Here is a 22,603-nt window from a genome sequence, read left to right on the forward strand (position 1 = left end):
TTTTGCTGGCGCGCAATTGTTGAATCATTGCAGCGCGGTCTGTAGGGAGGTATCGGATTTCCAGTGCAGCTCGCTTGACTGTTACCGCTAAAATCGAATCTTGCGATCCCTGTTTCAACGACCGACTCGGCAAGCGGAAGCGGTTACCAGCGATACTCGAGCCCTGTGTTGATTCCCTGAGCCCAATAATCGACTGAGTCGAATGCAAAGCCAGGTCGCGAGGCCCCCGTTAGCGGGTCTTCGGCCGGAGCGAGTTGACTTGGGTTGAGGTCACGCGAGATCTGCTCTCCCGGACGAACCACGTTGGACCAGTACAGGAAGGTGTAGCCCACCATCACTCGCCAGTTGTTATTCAGTCGGTAGCCCAGATTGATATCAAACTCGGGGACCACGGCGAATTCATCGCGTTGGTAGGTTCCGATGTTCGACGCTTGAGCTAGCAAACCGCCTTGGTGAGTCTGGCTGCCGGGTGAATTCGGATCGCCCGAAATTGTCGTTTGACCATTGATTGAAACGGTTTGGTGAGTCGTTCCCAAAGCGAGGCGAATGGTGCTGTCGAGCGTCCAATTGCCACGGTTCTGAGTATAGAACCATCCGAGGTCGATCCCATTGAATTGGTTTCGAGTGCGGAAACGATCGTCGATGACAAAGTTGCCTACAGGGTTGATTCCGGTCAAGCGTTCTTGAACGTACACCCCTTCGGTCAGTTGCAAGTGGCGGTATCCAATCAACGCTTCGGTGCGTGAGCAGAATTCTTGAGGGCAACCAAACAATCCCCATGTGTTGCAGCCTTGGTTGCAAGCACGCAGATTGCGAAAGTGGAATCCGGCACCAAGCAATTCGCTTTCCGCAACCGCAGAGACCGAACCCGAGACACGAACGTTTCCAGTGCCACCAAAGGCCACCAATTCCGAGTCTTCACGAGCACTGCCGCTGGTCGGATTCACATTGAAAAAGGGACGTGCCAAGACGGGGTCGCCGTTGCTGTTTGCGAAAAACGATTCGCTTTCGCTACCAATTTTGAAGTATTCCCCTGCGATCGCCCAAGTATGACCTCGGTCCAACCACAATCCCATTCGCAATCGGCCGCCATCGAATTGATCGGTCAGGACCTCTTCGCCGCCAAACAGCGTGCGAGTGGTCGATTTGCCGAGCACGCCCGCGTCCGCTTGAGCCACGTTGGGGTCGGTGCTTGTAGTCACCAACGGAGGCAGGCTCATACCATCTTGCCACCAGGACAGATATTCGAACGAAACCCAGCCGTCTTGGGGAAGACACAATGTGACACAAGGACGCCATCCGTTGGCACCACAGGTTCCGTCACATGCATTACCGTGACCGCAGCTACCCATCGAATCACAGCCGCCGTCACAGCTCATCGATCCGCAACCGCATCCCACGCCGCCTGGCATGGCATCACATGCCATCGAGCCACCGTGAATGGGTTCCAATTCGACGTAGCCATTGCTGGGACCGTGAATGATCGGTTCTTCGATGATCGAATGCGGCGGGTAGGATGGCTCGGGAATGCCATGACCGGTCTGCTGAACATGACTCGCTTGGCGAACAACTGAGTTGCTGGCAGGTTGCGAGGTTTTCTTTGCTGTCGTTTGGGGGGCCGAGTTGCCTGCGCCAACGAAGCCCGCATCCGCCTCGGTCAGATTGGACTTTCGCACGGGTTGCCAATTGGCACGTGCGGTTCGCTCTGTTTTGCGAAGCGTACGCTGACCCGAGGTCGTGGTCTGAGCGTCTGCGTGAGTGGCAAGCAGCGCCCCTAGCACAAACGTAAAGAAGATTTGGGAGAGTTGTCTAACGGAAGGCATTGGCTTCACCAATTGGGATCCTGGAAAGCGAAACGCGAGCAACCTGACTACAAGCTTTACAGGTCACCGACGAATCATCGCTGAAGTGGTATCACCCCCCCGGGCTAACCATTGTTCCCGATGGCGCCGAGCACGCTCGGCATGGGAACAGGTCGTTCCCTAGCGATATCGACCCGAAAGATGAAAACTCTGAACCGAAAACCAGAAAAATCGGAAAAATCCTCAGAGTCACCCTAATCGTCAAAGTTTGCCAGGGCCGCCGTGGATGTTGCCGGCGTCAGCGCGGAAGGGTGTGTGGGCGCGTCAAGCAGAATTCCGCCTCCCGCACGGCGGGAAGGTAAACCGACTCTAGGTGGGCAAACCAATTTCACCTCCCCTCTGGGGAGGTCAGAGTCGGCGGTAGCCGGCTCTGGGTGGGGCTCGTTGTGTTAGCAGTGGAGCGTGCAAGCAAGAATTCGCCAGCCCTCCCCGGCCGCTTCCAGCGGCCGACCCTCCCAGAGGGAGGGTAAACACCTGACCTCCCCTCTGGGGAGGTCAGAGTCGGCGGTAGCCGGCTCTGGGTGGGGCTCGTTGTGTTAGCAGTGGAGCCTGCAAGCAAGAATTCGCCAGCCCTCCCCGGCCGCTTTCAGCGGCCGACCCTCCCAGAGGGAGGGTAAACACCTGACCTCCCCTCTGGGGAGGTCAGAGTCGGCAGCAGCCGGCTCTGGGTGGGGCTCGTTGTGTTAGCAGTGGAGCGTGCAAGCAAGAGTTCGCCAGCCCTCCCCGGCCGCTTCCAGCGACCGCCCCTCCCAGAGGGAGGGCAAACACATGACCTCCCCTCTGGGGAGGTCAGAGTCGGCGGTAGCCGGGTCTGGGTGGGGCTCGTTGTGTTAGTAGTGGAGCCTGCAAGCAAGAATTCGCCAACCCTCCCCGGCCGCTTCCAGCGACCGCCCCTCCCAGAGGGAGGGTGAATGTTTCAACTCACTGGGCAGGTCAAGCACGTTGTGCACGAGGACCTTTCAATCACCCGAGAGTCACAGCGTCTTGGTCGAGCTCTCATGCTTCGTACGGGATTCGACAAACGCCAATAAGTCGTTTGCCAATTCGCCTGCGGATTGGTAGCGATATTCCACCGACGGATGGAGTGCTTTGAGCATGATTCGTTCAAGCGTTTTGCTAAATGTCGATTTGACCTTCGAGGGACGTCGCACGGGTCCGTGGGCGATCTCAGAAATGGTTTGCTGACGATCCTGCGCGGTGATGTGATGCGGATGCTGTTTCAACAGCAACATGTACAAGATGATCCCCACCGAATAGATATCACTGCGTTGATCCAGCGATGCGATTTCGCCCCGGGCTTGTTCCGGTGACATGAACAGCGGCGTGCCAACAACACTTCCGTCAACCGTCCGTGTCACCGTTTCGCTCGGGGCGAGGAACATCGATTTGCCGAGACCAAAGTCGACGAGTTTAGGTTGCCCCGATTCCGTCACCATGATGTTAGACAACTTCACATCGCGATGGATGATGCCATGCTCATGAGCGTGTTGCAGTCCCATGCATACGTGTGCGATTAACCGAATCACCGCCAGCGGCGCGAGTTGATGCTGACGAACGTACTGGTACAACGTCCCACCGCGAATCAAATCCATCGCATAATAACCGAGTGTCGAATCAATATGGCTATCGTAGATTTTGGCGAGATAAGGATGATCAAACTCTTGCATCACCTTGATCTCGTTGGCAAAACGGTTGAACACTTTTTCGGTTGCCAAATCGACTCGTAATACCTTTAATGCCACTGGACGCTGCGTGGCCACATGGACCGCTTCCCAGACGGTGGCAAAGGCGCCTTGACCGAGCACCTGCTTGACTTCGTAACCCTCCACCCTCGGTCGCGACCAACCCTCGGGTGGAATCGCTTCGATGATACGTCGTGCTGCGGTTAGACGTCGTTTCAAAAGATCCAAGTCCGCAGGCTTGGTCATGTATTCGTCCGCCCCCGCATCCAACCCCGTGACGACGTCTTGTTTGGTGTCACGGCCGGATAACAGCATCACGTAGGTGTACGGCCGCAATGTATCTTCTTTAATCCGGCGGCACACTTCGATGCCATCAACTTTGGGCATCTGCCAATCAAGTACCGCAATCCGCGGTGCATCATCGCTCGACAAATATCGCAGCGCCTCCTCGCCGTCCTCGGTAATCACAGGAATAAACCCCCATGACCGGACGTTGGTCTGTATCACCTTTAACCACAACGGATTGTCTTCTGCAATCAATAACTTCATGCCGCTCATTGTATCGCATGCCATCCAATGCAAGCAGCAGCAATTGAGTGAATTCAGCGTAGAAGTTTTACGCTTGCAAGCCAGCGAGATGGCAAGCATGCGAGGCGGCGAGATCAAATCGACAACGCGTTTGGCCACCGCAGCCTGATTTATTCCGCGGTCCGCACGTCGACTTTCGTGTCTGCGAGTCGATTTGGCTGCGTGCTTATTCTGGATGCTCTTCCGCCAAATAGACATCCAGTGCATTGGACAACCCTGCGGTCAAGCGGCAAATCGCTTCGAATTGCGTTTCGACATGACGCAACTCGTTTTGCTCACCCATTTTTTCGAGTTTTAGAACTTCGGCAACGCATCCACTTGCTCCGAACAATGCGACGGACCCTTTCAATACGTGTGCCGCAGCCTTGATCATTGCGCCATCGCGTGCATGGACGGCATCGCCAACTGCGTCGAGTTGTCGACGCGATTCGACTTGAAACATCTCGATCAACTTGCGGACAAACATGCGATCGCCCCCGGTGTTCTGCAACATGGCATCACGATCAAATTCAACCGATTCGGTGTCTGGTTTGTCCGGCGACACGCTTTCACTCGCTTTTGCTTGATTAAGGATGGATTCGATTGCGACACGCAATTCCGTCATCGAAACCGGATTCTGAAAACGGTGGCGAATCCAATCTGAGGACGCATCACGTGCGTCGCAGATTCCATCGGGGACCGCCACTAGGATAACCGGTACTGCAGCGATCGCGGGATCGTTTTCGATTTGCTGAAGCCACTGCCCCCCCTTTTTTGCCAAAACGCCTGCGCTCAGCAGAATCAAGTCGTACGAAGGCCGTGGCTGTTTCACAGCTCGTAATTGTTCGACCATCGCGGTGGCACTTGTGCAGGGGAATGTCGACAATGACCACTGCGATAATCGATCGCACAAGGATTGCGTGTCGACTGGATTGTCGCCAACCACCAGCACGTTTCGGCCCCGAAAATTCGAAATGGAATGCGTTCCTTCTAAGGATCGTTTTGTCGTGTTTGTTCAGCATAAGCTCGCAATTGATCGATCAAGGTCCCAAGCTCGCGTGCGGCTTGCGGCAACATCGTATCGCAATGTTCATTCAGATCGGCAAGCGGGCCACGTAAGTCATCACAGACCTTGGAAACTTCGATTGCCCAAGAACGAAGCTGCCGACGTTTATCTTCGCAATAACGAAGTCGACGCTCGGCCCTCTGCACCCGTGCAACCGCTTCGCTGGCGGCCGGACGGTCTTCGGGTCGAAGCGACGCACGTTTGCGAGCCAAGTCATCTTTGGCCTCGTTGATCTCTCGCTCGGCCAGTTGCAATTGATGACGCCAGTACTGAGGTTGAGTTTGCGAAAAATATTGTTCCGCACGCTGCACCATCGCCCGCAATTCTTGAATGGTTTTCGACCAATCATCCGACAACCGCAAAATACCAGCCTGCATCGCAGCAAGAGAATCGATATTGCGAACATTACTGGTGGACATGGTCGTCACCGCCGAACTGGTAAAGACGAATTGGGATTGGAATACATTTACCGTCCAAGGTACGCGTCAATTTGTTCGGCTTTTCGCATCAAATAAGGCACATGCTCTTCGGTGGACTGGATCAACCGCGAGATCTGCCGCATCTGAGTCGTGAACTCTTCGCCAAACTTGCGCTGCTGCTCATCACGCCACGTTTGTTCAAGTTGGTTCATCTGAGATGCGAGCATGGTCGAGCGTTGTTTCATCTCTTCCGCAAACCGGTGCAGGTGTGCAGCGAATTGACGCAGTTGTTCGGGATCAACGACAGCTTGGTTCATGACGGTAAGCCTTTAAAAAAGCAGAGGATCTTCAATTAGCATGTTTTTTCTTTGCCGCCGCAGAGTGTTTCACAAGATCCTGTTCGACGATCGCAAGATGACGTTTGTAATGCTCGAGCGTCAGATCCAAACCAAGTCGCTCCGCCGTTTCGCACAATAATTTCAGCGCCGCGAATCGAATCGGCAGTGGCCCTACAACGGCGCGGCGAAGCCCCGCGGCCCGAAGTGCTGCCATCGCTTGAACGTCTTGCCCCAAGCTGAGTAAACATTTCCCTTTTAACAGATAGGCCTGCGGCGAAAACTCATCAAACTCAACGAGTTCGTCAATGACCTGGATCGCTTTGTCATGTTGTTCGGAATCAATGTAAGCCTCGGCCAACACCAACCGTAAATGGCGTAATGATGGATCGCGTGCCAAACGAGCATCACAGACTTCGATTCGGCGATACGCCCAATCCTCGCGACTTCGCTTCATCTCGCGTTCGACTTCGGTTGTCTTTAGTCGCCCCGCCAAATCGCTGACCTCGCGATATTGCTGCAGCGACCTCGCCAACTTGGCCTCTTCGAGCTCCCATAGCAACGACATGTCCTCGGGGAAAATCCGCACCGCTTCGGTGAGCACACGTTTGGCCTCGTGGGGTCGATCCTCTTTGCGATAGATCGCCGCCAACTCGCGAAACGCGTTCTGATCCGTCGGACACGATCGCAAATGCACCTCGAGTTCCTGGCGACGCTGACGAATCAATTTTGGATTGTCCTGCGGCTCGCTCGGCGTCGCGTCCGCGGGCATGTTCTTTCGCAACAGTTCCTCGGGACGCACCGGTCGCCACTGTCCGCCATCCATCGGATTCGCAGCCGCCGCGGCAGAGGGTCGCGAATCGCTGGGCAATGCAGCCGCAGCGGTGCGTCCAGCGGGATCGTCCGCCGATGAGCTCGTCGACGGTTCTTGATCGGATGGCTCCGTGGGTTGTGACATGCCGATCCGCACCCTTCCGATGAAGTTGATGTAGCGAGAGAAGATCCGTTCATTGTGATCGATTGGCAGCCCAAGAGCAACTTAGCTTCCAAGGCCGCGACGATCGCTGATGCGATCATCACGTGCCAAGATTACCAATCACTGCCTGGCAACGATCTTCACCCCCCACCGTGCCGTGATACGAGAAAGTGACGGCATGTGAGAAAGTGCCCTCACGCGAGAAGCCCTTCGCTACGCTTGAGCGGCCAGCATGTTTTGCATGCTTTCGTTGACCAACCGCTCAACCCCAGGCGAGTAGTCAAACACTTCCACACTGACCCATCCGTCGTACCCCACTTTGTCCAGCGCGGCAAACAGGGGACGGAAATCAATTTCCCCCATGCCTGGCCCCAGCAAATTAGGGTCATTCGCGTGAAAATGGATCATCCAATCCGCATTGTCCTCAATCACCTTGGCGATCGGATCAGGTTCGGTACTCATTGCCTTGACGTCCAAATGCAACCCCACCTGCGGGCTGCCGATCATCGCTTGCAATTCCCTCGCCTCGGCAGCCGTGTTCAAAAAGTTCCCCTCTTGAGGCCCCAATGGTTCTAAGGCGATTTTGACATCGAGCTCTTTTAGCAAGTCGACGCATCCGGAAATCACCTCCGCTGCGTTTTCCATCGCCTGCGGCATCGTTTGGCCCTCGGTCAAATTCCGCTGCTGCGGCGACCCCAGCACCATCAAACGCCCTCCTAAATCGCTGCACAACTGAACCAGTTCCCTCATGTAGGCCGCAGTGCGTTCGCGGGTTTCCGCATCCAGCGTCGTCAGGTGGAATCCTTCGGTTTTGGCGAGCAGCCAATGCAACCCAACGATCTCGAGCCCCGCCGAAGTAACAGTCTCGCGATAAGCATCTCGTTGCCCCTTGCCAAACGATCGGAGGTCGTCGGCAAGCATAAAGGGGGCGACTTCCCACCCCGTGTACCCCGCTTCCTTGGCGAATTTCACCGCTCGCTCGAGAGGCCAATCTTGAAAAGTTTCATTACAAATTGCGTAGCGTCGTGTCATTCGATTCGTTCCTGTTCCACTCAGTGAATTAGCACAAAGTATCTTGCCTTCTCAAAGGCGAAAGCGATACCCCCAGCCATCCTGCTGAGCCCCCTTCCTGCTTTCGCATTAAATGGGTGGTCTTTATAGCGGAGCGGCTCAAGCCGCCCGGTCTCGATCGAACGTATTTTCACGCCGCATCCGACGGGCCCTGCGCCGCGAGCGGTACCAAAGTAGATGGCATCGGGCACCCCCTTGGTGATCACCCGCACAGTCTCCAGTTTGCCGCAGTGTCGCTGCCCACCGGATCTTTTTCCAAAATCCGACCAGATTTCTAAATCAATTTTTTTAATGCTAGCAAAATTCACTAAACCTTAAACAGCAAACCACTTAGGGATTTTTGGCCACGAAAAACGAGATTCGATGGTTGTCGAAGGGATGATTGTAAACCGTTGTTCAGCCATGACTTAAGGATCAATCAAAATTCGGTTTGACAGGCCTGACGCAATCCCTAAGATTCGCGAGTCGCCCACATGTAGTGTGGTTTCGCCGCGATCGGCACTACGGGTAGTGATGGCATTAACGTTTAGAGTGACGCTGCGTTATCGAATAAGATATCGGGTTGAATCGGTTAATCCCCCCCGTAAACGCAAAACAAGCACCCCACGCGTGCAGGCGACAAAAATTCCTTTCTCATATCAATTTGGTAAGTATCCGACGTTTCGCGAGGATCGCGACTTAAATCTTGGCGATCGGTACAAGCCCCACGGACGAACCCCTTTAGGAGTCTCAAAGCGATGGCATCGGTTCTATCTGAACGCACCCACGAAAGCTCAAGCTCGACCGTCAACGACCCTGCGTTGCAACGGGTTAACGAGCAGCACGGCGTGGAGTATGCGCGATCAAAATTTGGCAAAAAGCTCCGCTCGCGAAACGGTGCCGATGTCGCGGAGGGGCTGAAGATCGATTCCGTATTCTGTCCTGACGATGGCGAGACTCCGTTTGCAACCACGCGTTGGGAATTGCGAAGCGCGACGATCAAAGACGAAAGCGGCAGCGCGCTGTTCGAGCAGAACGACTGTGAAGTTCCCGCCAGCTGGACGCAGCTCGCCACCAACGTTGTCGTTTCCAAGTACTTCTACGGCGATCCAAAAAACCCAGGCGAGCGAGAGCGAAGTGTTCGTCAATTGGTCCACCGCGTCACCCGTACCATCACCGATTGGGGACTCGAAGACGGCTACTTTGATTCGCCCGAAGATGGCGAGCGTTTTTACCGCGATTTGACATGGCTTTGCTTGCATCAACACGGTGCCTTCAACAGCCCCGTCTGGTTCAACGTCGGATTGCACGCCCAATACAACGTCGTCGGTTCAAAATGCAACTGGCACTGGAACGAAGCCGAGCAAGACACCGCTCAACCCGAAAACCCCTACGAATATCCCCAGGGCTCGGCATGTTTCATCCAATCGGTTGATGACAACATGGAAGACATCATGCGGTTGGCTTGCAGCGAAGCGATGTTGTTCAAATTCGGTAGCGGCACCGGCACCGACTTGTCGACCATCCGATCGCAACGTGAAAAACTCTCGGGCGGCGGAACGCCATCGGGTCCACTTTCGTTCATGCGAGTTTACGACTCGATCGCTGGCGTCGTGAAGAGTGGCGGCAAGACACGTCGTGCGGCGAAGATGCAATCGCTCAAGGTTTGGCACCCCGATGTGCTCGAGTTTGTCGAGTGCAAATGGAACGAAGAAAAGAAGGCTCACGCGTTGATTCGCGAGGGTTACGAGTCGAACTTTAACGGCGAAGCATACGGCAGCGTTTGTTTCCAAAACGCCAACCTTTCGGTTCGCGTGACCGACGATTTCATGGAAACCGTTCGCGACAACAAACGTTGGCAAACTCGTTGGATCAGCGACAAAGTCAGCGAAGCGGCACCCGAGTACGATGCGCGTGAACTGCTAAACAAGATGGCCGAGTGTGCTTGGCACTGTGGCGACCCGGGTGTTCAGTACGACACGACCATCAACAAGTGGCACACTTGCCCGAACAGTGGCGCGATCAACGCCAGCAACCCTTGTTCGGAATACATGTTCCTTGACGACACCGCTTGCAACCTCGCTTCGATCAATTTGATGAAGTTCGTCAGCAAGACCGATGGCACGTTCAACGTTGAACGTTTCCGTGCGGCTTCGCGGTTGTTCTTCATCGCTCAAGAAATCTTGGTTGACCACGCCAGCTACCCGACCGAGCCGATCGCTCGCAATAGCCACAAGTATCGTCCACTTGGACTCGGCTATTCGAACCTCGGCAGCGTGATTATGACTTCGGGCTTGGCTTATGATTCGGACGCCGCACGCGGTTTGTGTGGATCGTTGACCGCACTGCTGCACGGCGAAGCCAATCGCACCAGCGCTGAAATCGCAAGCGTCGTCGGACCATTTGATGGTTACGCCGCCAACGAAGAACCGATGCTCGGCGTCATGCAAATGCATCGCGAAGCTTGCGACCATATTCACGACGATGGCCCAGCCGAGCTGAAAGAAGCAGCCCGCGAACTTTGGGACGAAGTGCTCAAAATTGGCGAGAAGTACGGTTTCCGCAACGCGCAAGCCACTGTGCTCGCCCCGACCGGCACGATCAGCTTCATGATGGATTGTGATACCACCGGAATCGAACCCGATATCGCTTTGGTCAAATACAAGCAGCTCGCTGGCGGCGGGATGCTGAAGATTGTCAACCAAACTGTTCGTCTCGGACTGGCGAAACTCGGATACGACGAAGCACAAATCGAAGGCATTTTGGCCTTCATCGACGAAAACGATACGATCGAAGGGGCTCCGGACCTCGATCCCGAACACTTGAAAGTCTTCGATTGTGCGTTCAAACCAAACGGCGGCGTTCGCAGCATCGCTTGGCAGGCTCACGTCACGATGATGGCCGCGGCTCAGCCGTTCCTTTCCGGAGCGATCAGCAAGACGGTCAACATGCCGACCGATGTGACCGCCAAAGACATCGCCGACGCTTACTTCTGGGGCTGGGAACTGGGACTCAAAGCGATCGCGATCTATCGTGATGGCAGCAAGCAGTCGCAACCGCTGAACACCAAGAAGAGCGAAGACAAGGGAGCTGCCGAGTCGGCAACCACCATCACCAAGACGATCGAAAAAGTCGTCTTCAAACCGCGTCGCGAACGTTTGCAAGACACGCGTCAAAGCTTGACTCACAAGTTCAGCATCGCGGGACACGAAGGTTACTTGTGCGTCGGTTTGTATCCCGATGGACGTCCGGGTGAGATTTTCATCACGATGGCCAAAGAGGGATCGACAATCGGCGGTATCATGGACAGCTTCGGCACCGCGCTTTCGATCGCACTGCAGTACGGCGTGCCACTCGAAGTACTGGTGAACAAGTTCAGCCACACTCGGTTCGAGCCGATGGGGATGACAAGCAACAAAGACATTCGCATCGCCAAGAGCGTCGTCGATTACATCGCACGATGGTTGGGACTGACCTTCATGAGCGGCCACGGCGACTACTCGCCATCGGCCGTCGGTAGCGAAGCGGGTGACAAGACCAACAACGGCAACGGCCCTGTGGTCGCATCACCGAACCGGGTGACGCAAGAGTTGAAAGAAGACGCCGGAGCGGCAGTGGCGATCGTCGAGCGAGCGACGTTCTTGGCGAGCTTGCAAGATTCCGCAGCCACTAGCGGAGCGGGCCAAGGTAACGGACACTCGCAAGTCGAAACCACGGCGGCGTCCCAGGAGCAGCAGTTCGCTCGCTTCCAAATCGACGCTCCATCGTGTGACAACTGCGGCTCGATCACCGTTCGCAACGGCAACTGCTACCTCTGTCACAACTGTGGCAACAGCATGGGCTGCAGCTAGAGACAACGACGCGTCAATAACACGACCGATCTAACTTGGCTGGCCACGGGTGAATTCCCGTGGCCAGCTTTTTTTGTATCGGCACACCACAAGGTTGCATCATCTAATCCCCAGCTGCGCTAGGGCGAGGTGGCTCGCATCATGCCACCTCTCCCAAACTTGTTTGGGAGAGGTCGAGCAGAGCCTCCGGCGATTGCTCGGGTGAGGGCGTCCGAGCAAGCCAAAGTCGAACTCCGCATCAAGTGTGCGCGGCCGGCCCTCACCCGGACGAAGCCGGAAGGGCTCGTCCGACCTCTCCCCAGCTGCGTTCGGGAGAGGTGGCTTGTGCATGTCCTCTCCCAAACTTGTTTGGGAAGTGGCCCGAGCAGAGCCTCCGGCGATTGCTCGGGTGAGGGCCGACCGAGCAAGCCGTTTCGAACGCCGCATCAAGTGTGCTCAACGCGGCCCTCACCCGGACGAAGCCGAAAGGGCTCGTCCGACCTCTCCCCAGCTGCGCTCGGGCGAGGTGGCTTGTGCCGTGCTGCTCCCGCAACCTCTGCGTGGGCAAGGCGACTGGCGACTTCGTTACTTCAACACCGAATCCATAAACTCAACAAAGAAATCCCAATCGACTTGGCCGAGCCCATGCCCGCCGCTGCGGACGTGATAACCGGTTTGGCCCACGATCCGCTGCCGATTCAGCGGCGGCATCGTCGGTTCATCGATCGCAGTTTTACCCAACAACTCGAACACCGGCGCGGCTGCGACCAGGGAAGCATATTCGCCGCGGGGGTCGGCCCAAAGGTCTTCGTCCGAACTGGTCACATAGACCGCTCGCGGCGCAACCAAGGCGATCGTTTCATGCTGGTCGATCGGCAGCTCGTTCTCGCGATCGGCATACTCGGCAAATTGGGGCGTGAACCAGTGAGGAAACACGGTGGTGATTTGCTTGACCGTTTCTCCGTAGCCGCGACGCGACAGTGCGGCGCCACCACAGCCGGAATTGTTGCTGTACGCGATCGCAAAGCGTTCGTCCTCGGCCGCAGCCCAAATCGCCGCCTTGCCGCCGCGTGAATGCCCGACCACGGCAACTCGGTTGGCATCGACCGTGGGCAATGTCGACAAGTAGTCCAACACCCGGCTCGCTCCCCATCCCCAAGCCGACAAACTACGCCAAGCGTCATCGGTGGGCGGTTTGCCGTCAGCAAAAAAAGCTCGAATCCCGTCGGCGTAATCGTTCTTGTTATCAGGATCGACATGCGAGGTGTAGAAGGTCGCCGACGCATAGCCTTGCTGCAGCAACGTTTTCACAGGCCAATACGGATCCGGCTCACTCACCGCCTTGTCCAGCGGAATGAAATAGCGATTGTTGATGGCGACCACCGCAGGCGTTTTTCCCGTAGCGTGATTCGGCGTAAACACAACAAAGGGAAACGAGTAAGTTCGCTGGTCGATCGTGATGATCGCCTTCATGCTGCGTCCGTTGGCCAGTCCATCGAACGCGTTTTCGATTTCCTCCGTCGTTTCGAACGTGACTTGGTACTCAGTGTCCGGGCGACGACCGTAGACCAAGTGCCGGAACTGTTCCAAAAGTTCGGGACGACGCTTCGTCATCCACTGCTGTGCCGAGCTAACCTTGGTCCCATCGATCATCGTCAGCGGATCGGGAAGCTGGTAATCGGGCACCTTCGATTCGTCGTAATTGAAGGAGCGTTTGGCACTCAGCTTCTTGACCAAGTCCGGGTTCGCCGACCAAGCAGCGGGGTCTTCGGCGATCGCAAAGACGCTCGTAAACAAGACAGCAAACAAGCAGCTAAACACTGCGGTGGAGAATTGATTTGTGAAGTAATGCATGTATCAGAACTAGGAGGGGGTAGGAGGAAGGGACAGGGGGAGAGGGGGAGTTGTCTTGCGGTATGTTACCTCTCCCAAACTTGTTTGGGAGAGGTCGAGCAGAGCCTCCGGCGATTGCTCGGGTGAGGGCTGACCGAGCAATCCAAAGTCGAACGCCGCATTAAGTGTGTGCGCGGTCGGCCCTCACCCGGACGAGGCCTAAAGGGCCCGTCCGACCTCTCCCCAGCTGCGCTCGGGCGAGGTGGCTTGCAGTATGTCACCTCTCCCAAACCTGTTTGGGAAGCGGCCCGAGCAGAGCCTCCGGCGATTGCTCGGGTGAGGGCCGTCCGAGCAATCCGCGCCGAACGCCGCATCAAGTGTGTGCGCGGTCGCCCTCACCCGGACGAGGCCGAAAGGGCCCGTCCGACCTCTCCCCAGCTGCGCTCGGGCGAGGTAGCTGGGTGAGTCACCCGTCAATCAACAACTCACTTGGCTGGCGCCAACGCCGCGTTGGTCGGTTCGGCTTTTGCCGTCGGGGTGGCGTCGGCGGCAAGATCGCCCATCGCGTACTGGATTCCGTCGAGCATGTGTTTCAGCGCCATAGGATTGCTGAACGTTTCATTACGGTGTCCAAGATTGGTATAGAACACACGTCCGTCGCCCGCGGTGCGAATCCACGATACCGGCACCTCGCGAGGCCCGTCTTTAATTTGCTTCGAAACCTCTTCCTTGCTCATATCCAAGCTGACCAGGATCCGCAGCACTTGGGGGCCTTCGTACGAGTCTGATTTGTATTGGTAGATCTCGTCTTGATGCCAGAATCCCTTTCCATCAAACGCCTTGTTCAAGACATGATCAGGATCATCCAATTTGAAGGCCCAGGTTCCGCCTGCGGTCCAGGGATGGCCGCCGAATTCGCCGCCCACGATCGCGCGGCACTCGGGGTGACGGCCAAAATTGTCGCTCGCCGCATGGAAACCGACCAAGCCTTTACCGCCCGAGATGAAATCGAGAAACGCGTTTTGTTGAGCCGGGGTTTTAAAATGCATCCCCGTCGTGTTGTTCAGCAGGATGCAATCGTACTGCTTCAAGTTCTCGCTTGTGAACACGTCATAGGTGTCGGCAAAGTCGGCCTCGAACGCCCCCGTTTCCTGTCCCATTTGTTTGACCGCTTCGTTCGCATACGGAATCGAGCCGTGAACGAAACCTTCACAGCGATAAAACACCAACACGCGACGTGCCTGTTTGGGCGGTGCAGCCAACTGTTCGGGAACGGCATTTTTGATTTTGCTCAACTGTTCATCGCTGAGCGGTTTAAAATGTTTGTCCTTCTTTTCTTGCCAAGCGTCGGGTTTGTCCTCCGCAAAACAGGCACCCGAACAGAGACAAGTCAATAGAGTCAGTAGGAGCAGACGGTTCACGGTGAGATTCCCAAAAATGGAGGGTGGGCAGTGGGCAAGTAGGTTACCAGTCTACTCTCGTTTTTCACCGAATCGCTACAGTCGGAGCCTAAAAATCACCAGAGCGTACCAGTAACCTGTGAAGCGTTCCCAGCGAATTGCCTAAGTTTGTCCCGAAACAGCCAAAGACATAGTGTCTTGATTGGCAGCGTGCCTCGTGTTACGCTAGGGCTGACTGTGCGATCGACGTTGTTAGCGGCACGGCGCAAGCCGTCCGGTTGCAGCGAGTGAAACGTTCAAATTAGACCATGCAAGACCTAACGCCGTATCACGACAAACAAACGTATTGGGCGAGCACGGACGCGGCATTCTTTAGATGACGTGACTTAGGGAAGCGTAACTTAGGGAAGATTGATGCCACGAGCACCAAAAGACGTAACCGAAGCCGAGCTGGCCGTTCTACAGCAATTGTGGGATCAAGGTCCTGTTACGATTCGGACACTGACCGACACGTTGTACCCCGACGGTGGCGGATCGGAGTATGCGACGGTCCAGAAGCTGCTCGAGCGCCTAAACAAGAAGGGTTATGTAGAGCGAAATCGCGAAACGTGGCCGCATCACTTTACAGCGACCGTCGGACGCGATGAATTGATCGGTCGGCGACTGCAAACAACGGCGGATCAACTGTGCGAAGGAGCGTTACAACCGTTGTTGACCACGCTGGTTAAATCCGACCGTTTGTCGGCCCAAGATCGGAATTCGCTGCGTAGTTTGCTGGATGAACTGGATAAAGATCCAAAGCAAAAACGGTCTTAGACGGAGAACAATCGATGTACTCCTTTGTGGAATCATGCCTGCTGAACGCTGCGACCGCCAGTATTTTGGCTGGGTTCGTATTCGCCTTTGGCCGCTTGGTGCATCGCCCCGCAATCACGCACGTCTTGTGGATCGTGGTGCTGATCAAATTGGTGACGCCGCCGATCGTTGACGTGCCCGTCGGCATAAAATTGCAATCATTGGCATCGCTCGCTGAACCCACCGCGATCGTTCACACGGCAACCTCGAATACCAAGTTGCCTGCGGTGAACATGGACGCGTCTCAGGTCCCCACCCGCTCGCCAAACAGCCAACCGATTGCGCCGGCGGACATGACTCGTCCCGAGTCAACACGTCGGGAATCGGCAGCAACGTCTCCGCTTCAACTTGCAGCGACCATCGAAACGTCGGTCGCGATGCCACGTCGATCGTTATCACCCGCAATTGGGATCAAAGTCTTTGTGATCGCCATGTTAAGTGTATGGGCGATAGGGACGTTTGCTTGGTTTGGAATCCAGGGACGTCGGATTTGGATTTTCTTGAACGTGGTGCGTTCGGCACCGATCGCATCAAAACGAATTCAACAACGGGCAGCCGAACTTGCGACGCGAATGGGCCTCCGCCGCGCTCCGCAAATTTGTGTGCTGGATGCCACCGTGTCACCGATCCTGTTCGCCATTGGTTGGCGTGCACGGATCCTTTTTCCTGCAGCGCTGCTGCAGCGACTTGACGACGACGCTCAGGCAACGCTGTTGACGCATGAATTGGCCCATTTTTATCGTGGTGACCACTGGGTCCGATTATTAGAGTTTGTTGTCACGGGTCTGTTTTGGTGGCATCCGGTCGTATGGATCGCGAGACGTGAAATCGAAGTCAGCGAAGAACATTGCTGTGACGCCTGGGTTGTCGATCAATTTCCCGAGCATCCGCGAACGTATGTCGAGGCGTTGCTGGACACGATCGATTTTTTGTCCGAAGATCGGCCCCCGGTCGCCCCCATCACTACGGGGCTTGGCCAGGTTTCTTTCCTGCGTGCTCGGGTTCGCATCATCATGTCCGGGGTGGCCCCGAAATCGATGTCCACGCCCGCTCGTGCGGCCATCATCGCCATGGCAGCCGTGATGTTGGCAATCGGACCGAATGTGTTCGACGGGGCGATGCGACGTGCCGATGCATCGTTGAAGACGCCAAATAAGAGGGACATTTCGATTGATTCCATCCTCGCCCATTCAATCGACGCATCCAATGCTAATGAAGATCACACGACATCTCTTTCGCCCGTGGACACCGGCATGATTGATGTTCCGCAAGATGCGACACAGGATTTGGCAGTGAATTCGGCGGATTCCATCTGGGGAACCGTAAATTCGCACGAAGGCCGCTACCAAGTGAGGATCAAAGCAAATGGAACCATGCAGTTGGTGGATACGATGGAGCGACGATCGCATGACCTGTCCTCCTATCAACCCGCATCGATTGCATTTGTGCCACATCGCGAACAACTGTTGATCGGAAGCTTGGACTCGTCGGTTTATCTAATCGATTGCGCCAGCATCAAAACGTTAGCGACCTTTACCGGACACCCGTCGGTGGTCGCGTCGGTTGCCGTATCACGCGACGGACGCACGGCGGTATCAGGGTGTCGCGATGGAGTAGTGAAAGTCTGGGATATCGATTACCAACGCGAGATTGCGAGCCGGCTTCCCACATTCGAAAATGCGATCAACGGCGTCCGTTTTTCGCCCGACGGACGCTTACTTGCGATTGCGTCCGGCGACTGGGTCACCGCAGCAGCGGGCTCGGTCGCAGTCTGGGATCTGCGTGGCGGAACGATGCAAAATCGCTTGGATTTAGCTTCGCCGGTCGCTGCGGTGGCGTTTGATTCGGCGGGTCTGACCTTGGCAAATTGGGATGGTAAGACAGCGTGGTGGGATCTGCACTCCGATGCAACTCAACCACGCAGCGACGTGGCCAAAGATATCGTTTCGCTGGCGTCGATTGCATCGGACACGCAAGCAAACTTGGTCTCCGACGCCAAGACTCGAAATCAAACGAACGAACGAATGTTTTGGTTTGAACGAATGGACCGCAGTGGCGACGGACAAATCAGTTGGAGCGAATTTGATGGTTCGCTCGGCGCGTTTCGAAACCTCGATCTTGACCACGATGGATATGTCTCATCCATCGAGGTCATGGGAACACCGGCAACGGTAGGGAGTTAGAGCTGAATGAGTTTGACATTGTTGAAACGCCACATCGTCGTTTGCTTGATGATTGTCGCTTGCCAGACGACCGATTCCCTAGCAATCACTGCCTCCGAGAAGGAAGCCACGAAATGGGCACTCATTATTTGTGGCATTCCTGGCGACAGTGACCACCACACCGAATTCTCACAAACAATCGAGAGCCTGCATACGTCGCTGAAAGACCAACTCGGCTTTCCAGCAGAAAACATTCTTATTCAGTTTGGCGCCCCACCGAACGAAGAAGACGGCCCCGCAGTTCAGGCCGCCGACGGAACGGCGACTCGCACTGAATTGACGAAGCAGGTCGCGGAACTGCAAAAACAGATCCAGCCCTCCGATACCCTGTGGGTCATCGTGATGGGGCATGCTCATTTTGATGGCCAACAGTCTTATTTGAATTTGCCGGGGGCTGCGGACGGGGAATCGGATTTGCACGCGGCCGATTTTGCGGACCTGTTCCGTGGTCTTGATGCTAAACAACAATTGTTTTTCATCGGCACACCAGTTAGCGGCTTTTTTGTTCGCGGCTTGTCCGCCGAAGGTCGGATCGTCATCACGGCGACGGAAGCGGATCGTGAAGTCAACGCGACATTGTTTCCCGCTGCACTCGCCGAAACACTTGCCGACCCGCCCGCGAAATCGGAACTTGATGTCGATGAAAATGATCAGTTCAGTGTGTTCGATCTCTACATCGCGGTCACACGCAATGTGGCTCGCCGCTATCTCGCCGAATCGTTGCTGGCGACGGAACATGCCCAGCTCGATGACAACGGCGATGGTCGATCAGCCGAACTGCAGTTGGACTATCTGAGCGAAGACGAAGGAGGTCGACAGCGTGACGGAGCAAAACCGCCCACCATTCGCCAAAACTCGGACGGTTTTATCGCTCAGCGAACCTTGGTATCTGCCGATTTCCCCACGCCTGCTCTAACCGACGAAGAACCTAGCGACGAATTGGCTAGTGGGGAAGACGTAACTCCCGTCCAGAAAACCGAACCGGACGCCGATGCGGAAAGTGCCCCCACCGAGCCGTGATCGCACTCATTTTTCATCGCCGCCGTGCATGTACTTCTCACCAAATCCGATGATCAACAAGTACGGTTTGGCGGGGTTTATCACGCTACTCCAAGGCGGAGCAAGCTGGGGTTGATGCCAGCCCGAATCATCGGTTTCTCTTACTGATGAATTCGCTGCCGTCCCAGAGACGGCGGAATGCGATGAAAGGCTTTTCGGGATCCTTTTTCCAATCCCATGGATCGATCGTGGTCACCACATTGTCTTGATATTTTACGGTGATTCGTGTGGAAGTCATGCGAGCGACCGTGTAATACCATTGCTGTTTTGATCCGATGGTTCGTGCTTCCAAACATAATAACAATTCGGGATCGGTTGCATTGACGAAACCAAATACGCCTCCGGTCAAGACATCTGCTGCCGGCGATTCGTAACTGTACAAGGGTTGCGTCAGCACCCGCAGCGGCGTGGACTTTTTCGCCGAGCCAATCTCGACACTAAACTTTCTCGCAATCGCACGCATTTGCACCATTCTAAGTGCTGCGGACGGGGCGATTTCGCTGCTGCCATCGATCGCGTTCCACTGGATCCCCGTCCGGGGGTTCCACAATGTTTTACCGTCAAATTTTGCGGTCAGTCCTGTCTCGCAGATCGTTTGCCACTCGTGATCCACATCGCCGTAACTTGTGAACATGCCGACGACCGCTTGCGGCCGCGATTGATAGGTCCACAGAAAAACCGAACCGGCATGCGTTCGCAGGATGGGATTACTCCATTTCAATAGCGGGTCGGGAATGACTTGCAAAGGTTCGCCGCTGTCGAGCGTGAGCTCGTATTTGCCAGCGACCTCGGTCATCATTTCAATCCGCTGGCTATTGATCTCCGGCGTTGACTCACCCGACCGGGCGGCATCCGCCGGTTCTTCTGCAGCTAAACTTTGGCAGCAACAGATCAGTGCTAACAACAGACACAAAGCTAAGAAACGCATGGTTGCTCCGTAGTGAAAATAATTTGGGATGGTCCCGCAAAGAATCGATGGGCTCGATAACTAACCGCTATGCCAACCCCATACTGCGTCGCCAAAACCACTCGGTCGTTAACATTCCGACAATCAATGCCCACAACCACCACGTGCTCCACAGCGGACTTTTGCGTACCACCGGAGGCCCACGTTTGACGTCCAAGTCATTGAGTACGGCGGCAAGATCATCGCTGTCGTGAATCACGCTTCCACCCGAGGCGGCGGCGACACGTTGCAAAAGGTCATGGTCAGGAAAGGGATTCTGAAGCTCGAATGGATCGTGCAGAATGTGTACATCCAGCGACGTGCTGTCGACTTGCGTTTGCCCATCCATGGCTGTCAATTCGATACGGAGTCCTTCGTTCGCCGAGGCATTGAGCATTGCATCATTGATTTGCAGTTCGATCGCATATCCTTCGTTTTCGACGCCTAGCGGCCCATCGGTATCGGCGTTTGCTCGGGGCAATTCAAATTCTTCGCCCCACATGATCATCGGTCCTTCCATGCCCTCTTCTCGTTGCACTCCGTTGGGCCAGCGAAACGGCGAATCATAGTTATTCAGGTCAAACGAAGTGGATTTAGGTTCGATCATCGCGACAATCCGGTAGTCCTGCGTGACCTTGGCGCCCTCGTCGTAACCGACTGCCCGCAACGTCATTGTTTCGCCCGGTTTGTAATACTGCTTGTCATGAGACGCGATCAAACGACGACGCCCGATGGTCGAATCTTCCGCCAACCAATAGACCATGTTCCGCCAAAATTTTGCAAAATAGCGATCGTCACCTTCGCCCCATTCATTCAAAAATGCGCGAGCCCACGGCTCGGTAATCGCAGTGGCCATTGCCGCCGATCGGCCTTTGCCATAGCGTCCAACCGAAAGCACCGGCGTGTCATCGGACCCGCTGACCAAGGTGGTGGCCAAGGGATCATTCACACGAAGACTTTCGTTCACTCCATCGAACACCGGAAACTGCTCGATGATCTTGCGATTCGTTTTCGCAGCGGAAACGAGATGCCATATCGGGTGTAGTGTGCCCGACAAATCAACTTTGCCTTGCACAACCGCTCCCGGATCCCAATCGAATTTTGCTTCCTGCATCGTAACCGGCAGTATGGTTTCGATGGCAGTTCCGGCCCAACCGCCAGCAGAGAAACTGTTTGGCCCCCCTAGCATGCACAGTCCTGCTCCGCGACGGCTGACCCAAGACGTGATCCAATCGATTTGTTCCTCCGTGAACATCTCTCGGCTGATGTTACTGAGAATCAACACATCGAACGCCGCTAATTCAGCACTGGAAGCAGCGAAACCACGCTCGATATCAGGACTGCCATCGTTTGTAATTCGCGTTAACATCCCGCCTCCGCCACTGACAACAATACATTCGATATCGTTGTCCGCCACCAATGCTTCTTGCAATTCGGTGTGGGCGCCGCGATACACAATCTTATTTCCCTGACGGATCGCTTGGATTCGCTGGGGCGAACCTTCGACATACAACACGCGAATTTTCGTATGGTCGATGAACGTGGTTGCTTCGATCGAATTGTTCTGCGAAGTCGTCTCGCGGTCATTAGGCGGAATATGGATTAGCAATCGCTGTGTATCCTCGTCAGCACGAAACGAAACACGGTGCGATTGAAAACCGTCGCGAAGCGTCAGCGGTTGAGGCGTCGTGACCGCGCGGAGCGGATTGCCATCGCGATCGAGCGCCGTCAAATGCAACTCGGCGCGTTGGTCGTCCAATCCGAAACTTCGCGTGAACACTTGCACTTCCACTCGCGAGTGGCGGCGGACACTTTCGGGAATCACGGCGGCGATGATCGCGAGGTCGCCTCTGGATTCCGCATCCCCGACCGGAGCGACATGAATCGGCACATTCAGTTCCGCGAAATGTTTGGCGAGTTCTTCGATTCCCTCGGAATCTCGCACGCGTCCATCCGAAAACACGACGACCGATGCGGGACGTGCTCGTCCAAACCGACTCGTGATTTGCTGCAGCGCCATTCGCAATCGTGTGTCAGAACTTGTCGGCTTAATCGTATCGAATAGATCTTCGCTCGCCGAGTTTTGAGCTTTGGATTCGATCGCGGATAACCGACTACCAAAGCGAAAGGACTTTGTATTGGCACTTACGTTCGTTGTTTTCGCTTTGGCATCACGAATGATCCCGATCGCCTGATCCCAACGACTTTGGTCATCGTTGACCATGTTCATACTCTCGGATTCGTCGAGCAGATAAAGCACATCGTTGTGCTCGACGTGCCCCGGTGTTTCGCTGACCTGCACCGGATTGAACAGTGGTATCAATAACAGCAGCACCACCAGACAACGCAGAATCACCAATCCGCTGCGACGTGCAATCTGAGCGGGCGGCCCCCACATCAATCGCACCCCGATTGCGGCAACAGCCAAGACAGCAAAAAGCGATAGCAGAGTGCGTGGCGATAGTTGGGGAAGCAGTTCGAGATTCACAGTGATATTCGTA

At 55.4% G+C, this 22,603-nt stretch carries 17 protein-coding genes; 5 read left to right on the plus strand and 12 right to left on the minus strand.

The features are described from left to right. Window positions 1–143: 143 nt before the first annotated feature. The gene (locus ABD971_RS25145; protein ID WP_345326647.1) at window positions 144–1,823 is read right to left on the minus strand and encodes a BBP7 family outer membrane beta-barrel protein; all 1,680 of its coding nucleotides are present in this window, start codon (window positions 1,821–1,823) and stop codon (window positions 144–146) included. 1,013 nt (window positions 1,824–2,836) lie between these two features. Beyond that, entirely contained in the window at window positions 2,837–4,093 is a 1,257-nt protein-coding gene (locus ABD971_RS25150) for a protein kinase domain-containing protein (RefSeq protein WP_339946908.1), read from the minus strand. Here ABD971_RS25150 and ABD971_RS25155 point away from each other — a divergent pair. Then, window positions 4,092–4,241 carry a hypothetical protein gene (locus ABD971_RS25155; RefSeq protein WP_339946909.1) on the plus strand — a complete coding sequence of 50 codons (150 nt, stop codon included), beginning with the start codon at window positions 4,092–4,094 and terminating at the stop codon, window positions 4,239–4,241. The genes ABD971_RS25150 and ABD971_RS25155 overlap by 2 nt on opposite strands. A gap of 57 nt (window positions 4,242–4,298) precedes the next feature. Here the strand turns inward: ABD971_RS25155 and ABD971_RS25160 are convergent, their stop codons facing one another. The 6 genes from ABD971_RS25160 to ABD971_RS25185 form a co-directional block, all read right to left on the minus strand. Continuing rightward, window positions 4,299–4,964: an Hpt domain-containing protein gene (locus ABD971_RS25160; protein ID WP_345326648.1), complete on the minus strand. Its 666-nt coding sequence runs from the start codon at window positions 4,962–4,964 to the stop codon at window positions 4,299–4,301. A gap of 137 nt (window positions 4,965–5,101) precedes the next feature. Continuing rightward, window positions 5,102–5,596: a hypothetical protein gene (locus ABD971_RS25165; protein ID WP_345326649.1), complete on the minus strand. Its 495-nt coding sequence runs from the start codon at window positions 5,594–5,596 to the stop codon at window positions 5,102–5,104. 47 nt (window positions 5,597–5,643) lie between these two features. Next, entirely contained in the window at window positions 5,644–5,913 is a 270-nt protein-coding gene (locus tag ABD971_RS25170) for a WXG100 family type VII secretion target (protein WP_008692616.1), read from the minus strand. A gap of 31 nt (window positions 5,914–5,944) precedes the next feature. Beyond that, on the minus strand, window positions 5,945–6,889 hold the full coding sequence (locus ABD971_RS25175) for a tetratricopeptide repeat protein (protein WP_339946912.1): 945 nt from the start codon (window positions 6,887–6,889) through the stop codon (window positions 5,945–5,947). A gap of 231 nt (window positions 6,890–7,120) precedes the next feature. Beyond that, window positions 7,121–7,939: a sugar phosphate isomerase/epimerase family protein gene (locus tag ABD971_RS25180; RefSeq protein ID WP_345326650.1), complete on the minus strand. Its 819-nt coding sequence runs from the start codon at window positions 7,937–7,939 to the stop codon at window positions 7,121–7,123. A gap of 20 nt (window positions 7,940–7,959) precedes the next feature. Further along, window positions 7,960–8,286, minus strand: coding sequence for a hypothetical protein (locus ABD971_RS25185; RefSeq protein WP_345326651.1), 327 nt, complete (start codon window positions 8,284–8,286; stop codon window positions 7,960–7,962). A 429-nt stretch (window positions 8,287–8,715) separates the two neighbouring features. Between ABD971_RS25185 and ABD971_RS25190 the strand changes: the two genes are divergently transcribed. Next, the gene (locus ABD971_RS25190) at window positions 8,716–11,808 is read left to right on the plus strand and encodes a vitamin B12-dependent ribonucleotide reductase (RefSeq protein ID WP_345326652.1); all 3,093 of its coding nucleotides are present in this window, start codon (window positions 8,716–8,718) and stop codon (window positions 11,806–11,808) included. A gap of 564 nt (window positions 11,809–12,372) precedes the next feature. On the opposite strand, the gene ABD971_RS25195 is transcribed toward ABD971_RS25190, so the two are convergent. Both ABD971_RS25195 and ABD971_RS25200 read right to left on the minus strand, forming a co-directional pair. Further along, window positions 12,373–13,641, minus strand: coding sequence for a glucuronyl esterase domain-containing protein (locus ABD971_RS25195; protein WP_345326653.1), 1,269 nt, complete (start codon window positions 13,639–13,641; stop codon window positions 12,373–12,375). 464 nt (window positions 13,642–14,105) lie between these two features. Then, window positions 14,106–15,041, minus strand: a complete 936-nt coding sequence (locus ABD971_RS25200; RefSeq protein WP_345326654.1) for a ThuA domain-containing protein — start codon at window positions 15,039–15,041, stop codon at window positions 14,106–14,108. Between the two features lie 393 nt (window positions 15,042–15,434). On the opposite strand from ABD971_RS25200, the gene ABD971_RS25205 reads away from it, so the two are divergent. Genes ABD971_RS25205 through ABD971_RS25215 form a run of 3 tightly spaced genes read left to right on the plus strand, consistent with a single transcriptional unit; the run spans window position 15,435 to window position 19,117 of the window. Then, window positions 15,435–15,836: a BlaI/MecI/CopY family transcriptional regulator gene (locus tag ABD971_RS25205; RefSeq protein ID WP_339946528.1), complete on the plus strand. Its 402-nt coding sequence runs from the start codon at window positions 15,435–15,437 to the stop codon at window positions 15,834–15,836. A gap of 14 nt (window positions 15,837–15,850) precedes the next feature. Then, entirely contained in the window at window positions 15,851–18,058 is a 2,208-nt protein-coding gene (locus tag ABD971_RS25210) for a M56 family metallopeptidase (protein WP_345326655.1), read from the plus strand. 6 nt (window positions 18,059–18,064) lie between these two features. Next, a complete protein-coding gene (locus ABD971_RS25215) occupies window positions 18,065–19,117 on the plus strand; it encodes a hypothetical protein (protein WP_345326656.1) in 1,053 nt (350 codons plus the stop codon). Window positions 19,118–19,244: 127 nt separating this feature from the next. On the opposite strand, the gene ABD971_RS25220 is transcribed toward ABD971_RS25215, so the two are convergent. Together ABD971_RS25220 and ABD971_RS25225 are read right to left on the minus strand one after the other, a co-directional pair. Continuing rightward, window positions 19,245–20,084: a hypothetical protein gene (locus ABD971_RS25220; protein ID WP_345326657.1), complete on the minus strand. Its 840-nt coding sequence runs from the start codon at window positions 20,082–20,084 to the stop codon at window positions 19,245–19,247. A gap of 67 nt (window positions 20,085–20,151) precedes the next feature. Then, a complete protein-coding gene (locus ABD971_RS25225; protein WP_345326658.1) occupies window positions 20,152–22,590 on the minus strand; it encodes a glutamine amidotransferase in 2,439 nt (812 codons plus the stop codon). Window positions 22,591–22,603: the final 13 nt, after the last annotated feature.

This window comes from Novipirellula rosea (assembly GCF_039541335.1).
GTDB classification, from domain to species: Bacteria; Planctomycetota; Planctomycetia; order Pirellulales; family Pirellulaceae; genus Novipirellula; species Novipirellula rosea.

Coding starts and splice junctions, on each gene's coding strand:
- ABD971_RS25210 (WP_345326655.1), top strand. CDS start 15,851: ATGTACTCCTTTGTGGAATCATGCCTGCTGAACGCTGCGACCGCCAGT.
- ABD971_RS25205 (WP_339946528.1), top strand. CDS start 15,435: ATGCCACGAGCACCAAAAGACGTAACCGAAGCCGAGCTGGCCGTTCTA.
- ABD971_RS25215 (WP_345326656.1), top strand. CDS start 18,065: ATGAGTTTGACATTGTTGAAACGCCACATCGTCGTTTGCTTGATGATT.
- ABD971_RS25180 (WP_345326650.1), bottom strand. CDS start 7,939: ATGACACGACGCTACGCAATTTGTAATGAAACTTTTCAAGATTGGCCT.
- ABD971_RS25145 (WP_345326647.1), bottom strand. CDS start 1,823: ATGCCTTCCGTTAGACAACTCTCCCAAATCTTCTTTACGTTTGTGCTA.
- ABD971_RS25155 (WP_339946909.1), top strand. CDS start 4,092: ATGCCGCTCATTGTATCGCATGCCATCCAATGCAAGCAGCAGCAATTG.
- ABD971_RS25195 (WP_345326653.1), bottom strand. CDS start 13,641: ATGCATTACTTCACAAATCAATTCTCCACCGCAGTGTTTAGCTGCTTG.
- ABD971_RS25170 (WP_008692616.1), bottom strand. CDS start 5,913: ATGAACCAAGCTGTCGTTGATCCCGAACAACTGCGTCAATTCGCTGCA.
- ABD971_RS25165 (WP_345326649.1), bottom strand. CDS start 5,596: ATGTCCACCAGTAATGTTCGCAATATCGATTCTCTTGCTGCGATGCAG.
- ABD971_RS25160 (WP_345326648.1), bottom strand. CDS start 4,964: ATGGTCGAACAATTACGAGCTGTGAAACAGCCACGGCCTTCGTACGAC.
- ABD971_RS25220 (WP_345326657.1), bottom strand. CDS start 20,084: ATGCGTTTCTTAGCTTTGTGTCTGTTGTTAGCACTGATCTGTTGCTGC.
- ABD971_RS25175 (WP_339946912.1), bottom strand. CDS start 6,889: ATGTCACAACCCACGGAGCCATCCGATCAAGAACCGTCGACGAGCTCA.
- ABD971_RS25150 (WP_339946908.1), bottom strand. CDS start 4,093: ATGAAGTTATTGATTGCAGAAGACAATCCGTTGTGGTTAAAGGTGATA.
- ABD971_RS25190 (WP_345326652.1), top strand. CDS start 8,716: ATGGCATCGGTTCTATCTGAACGCACCCACGAAAGCTCAAGCTCGACC.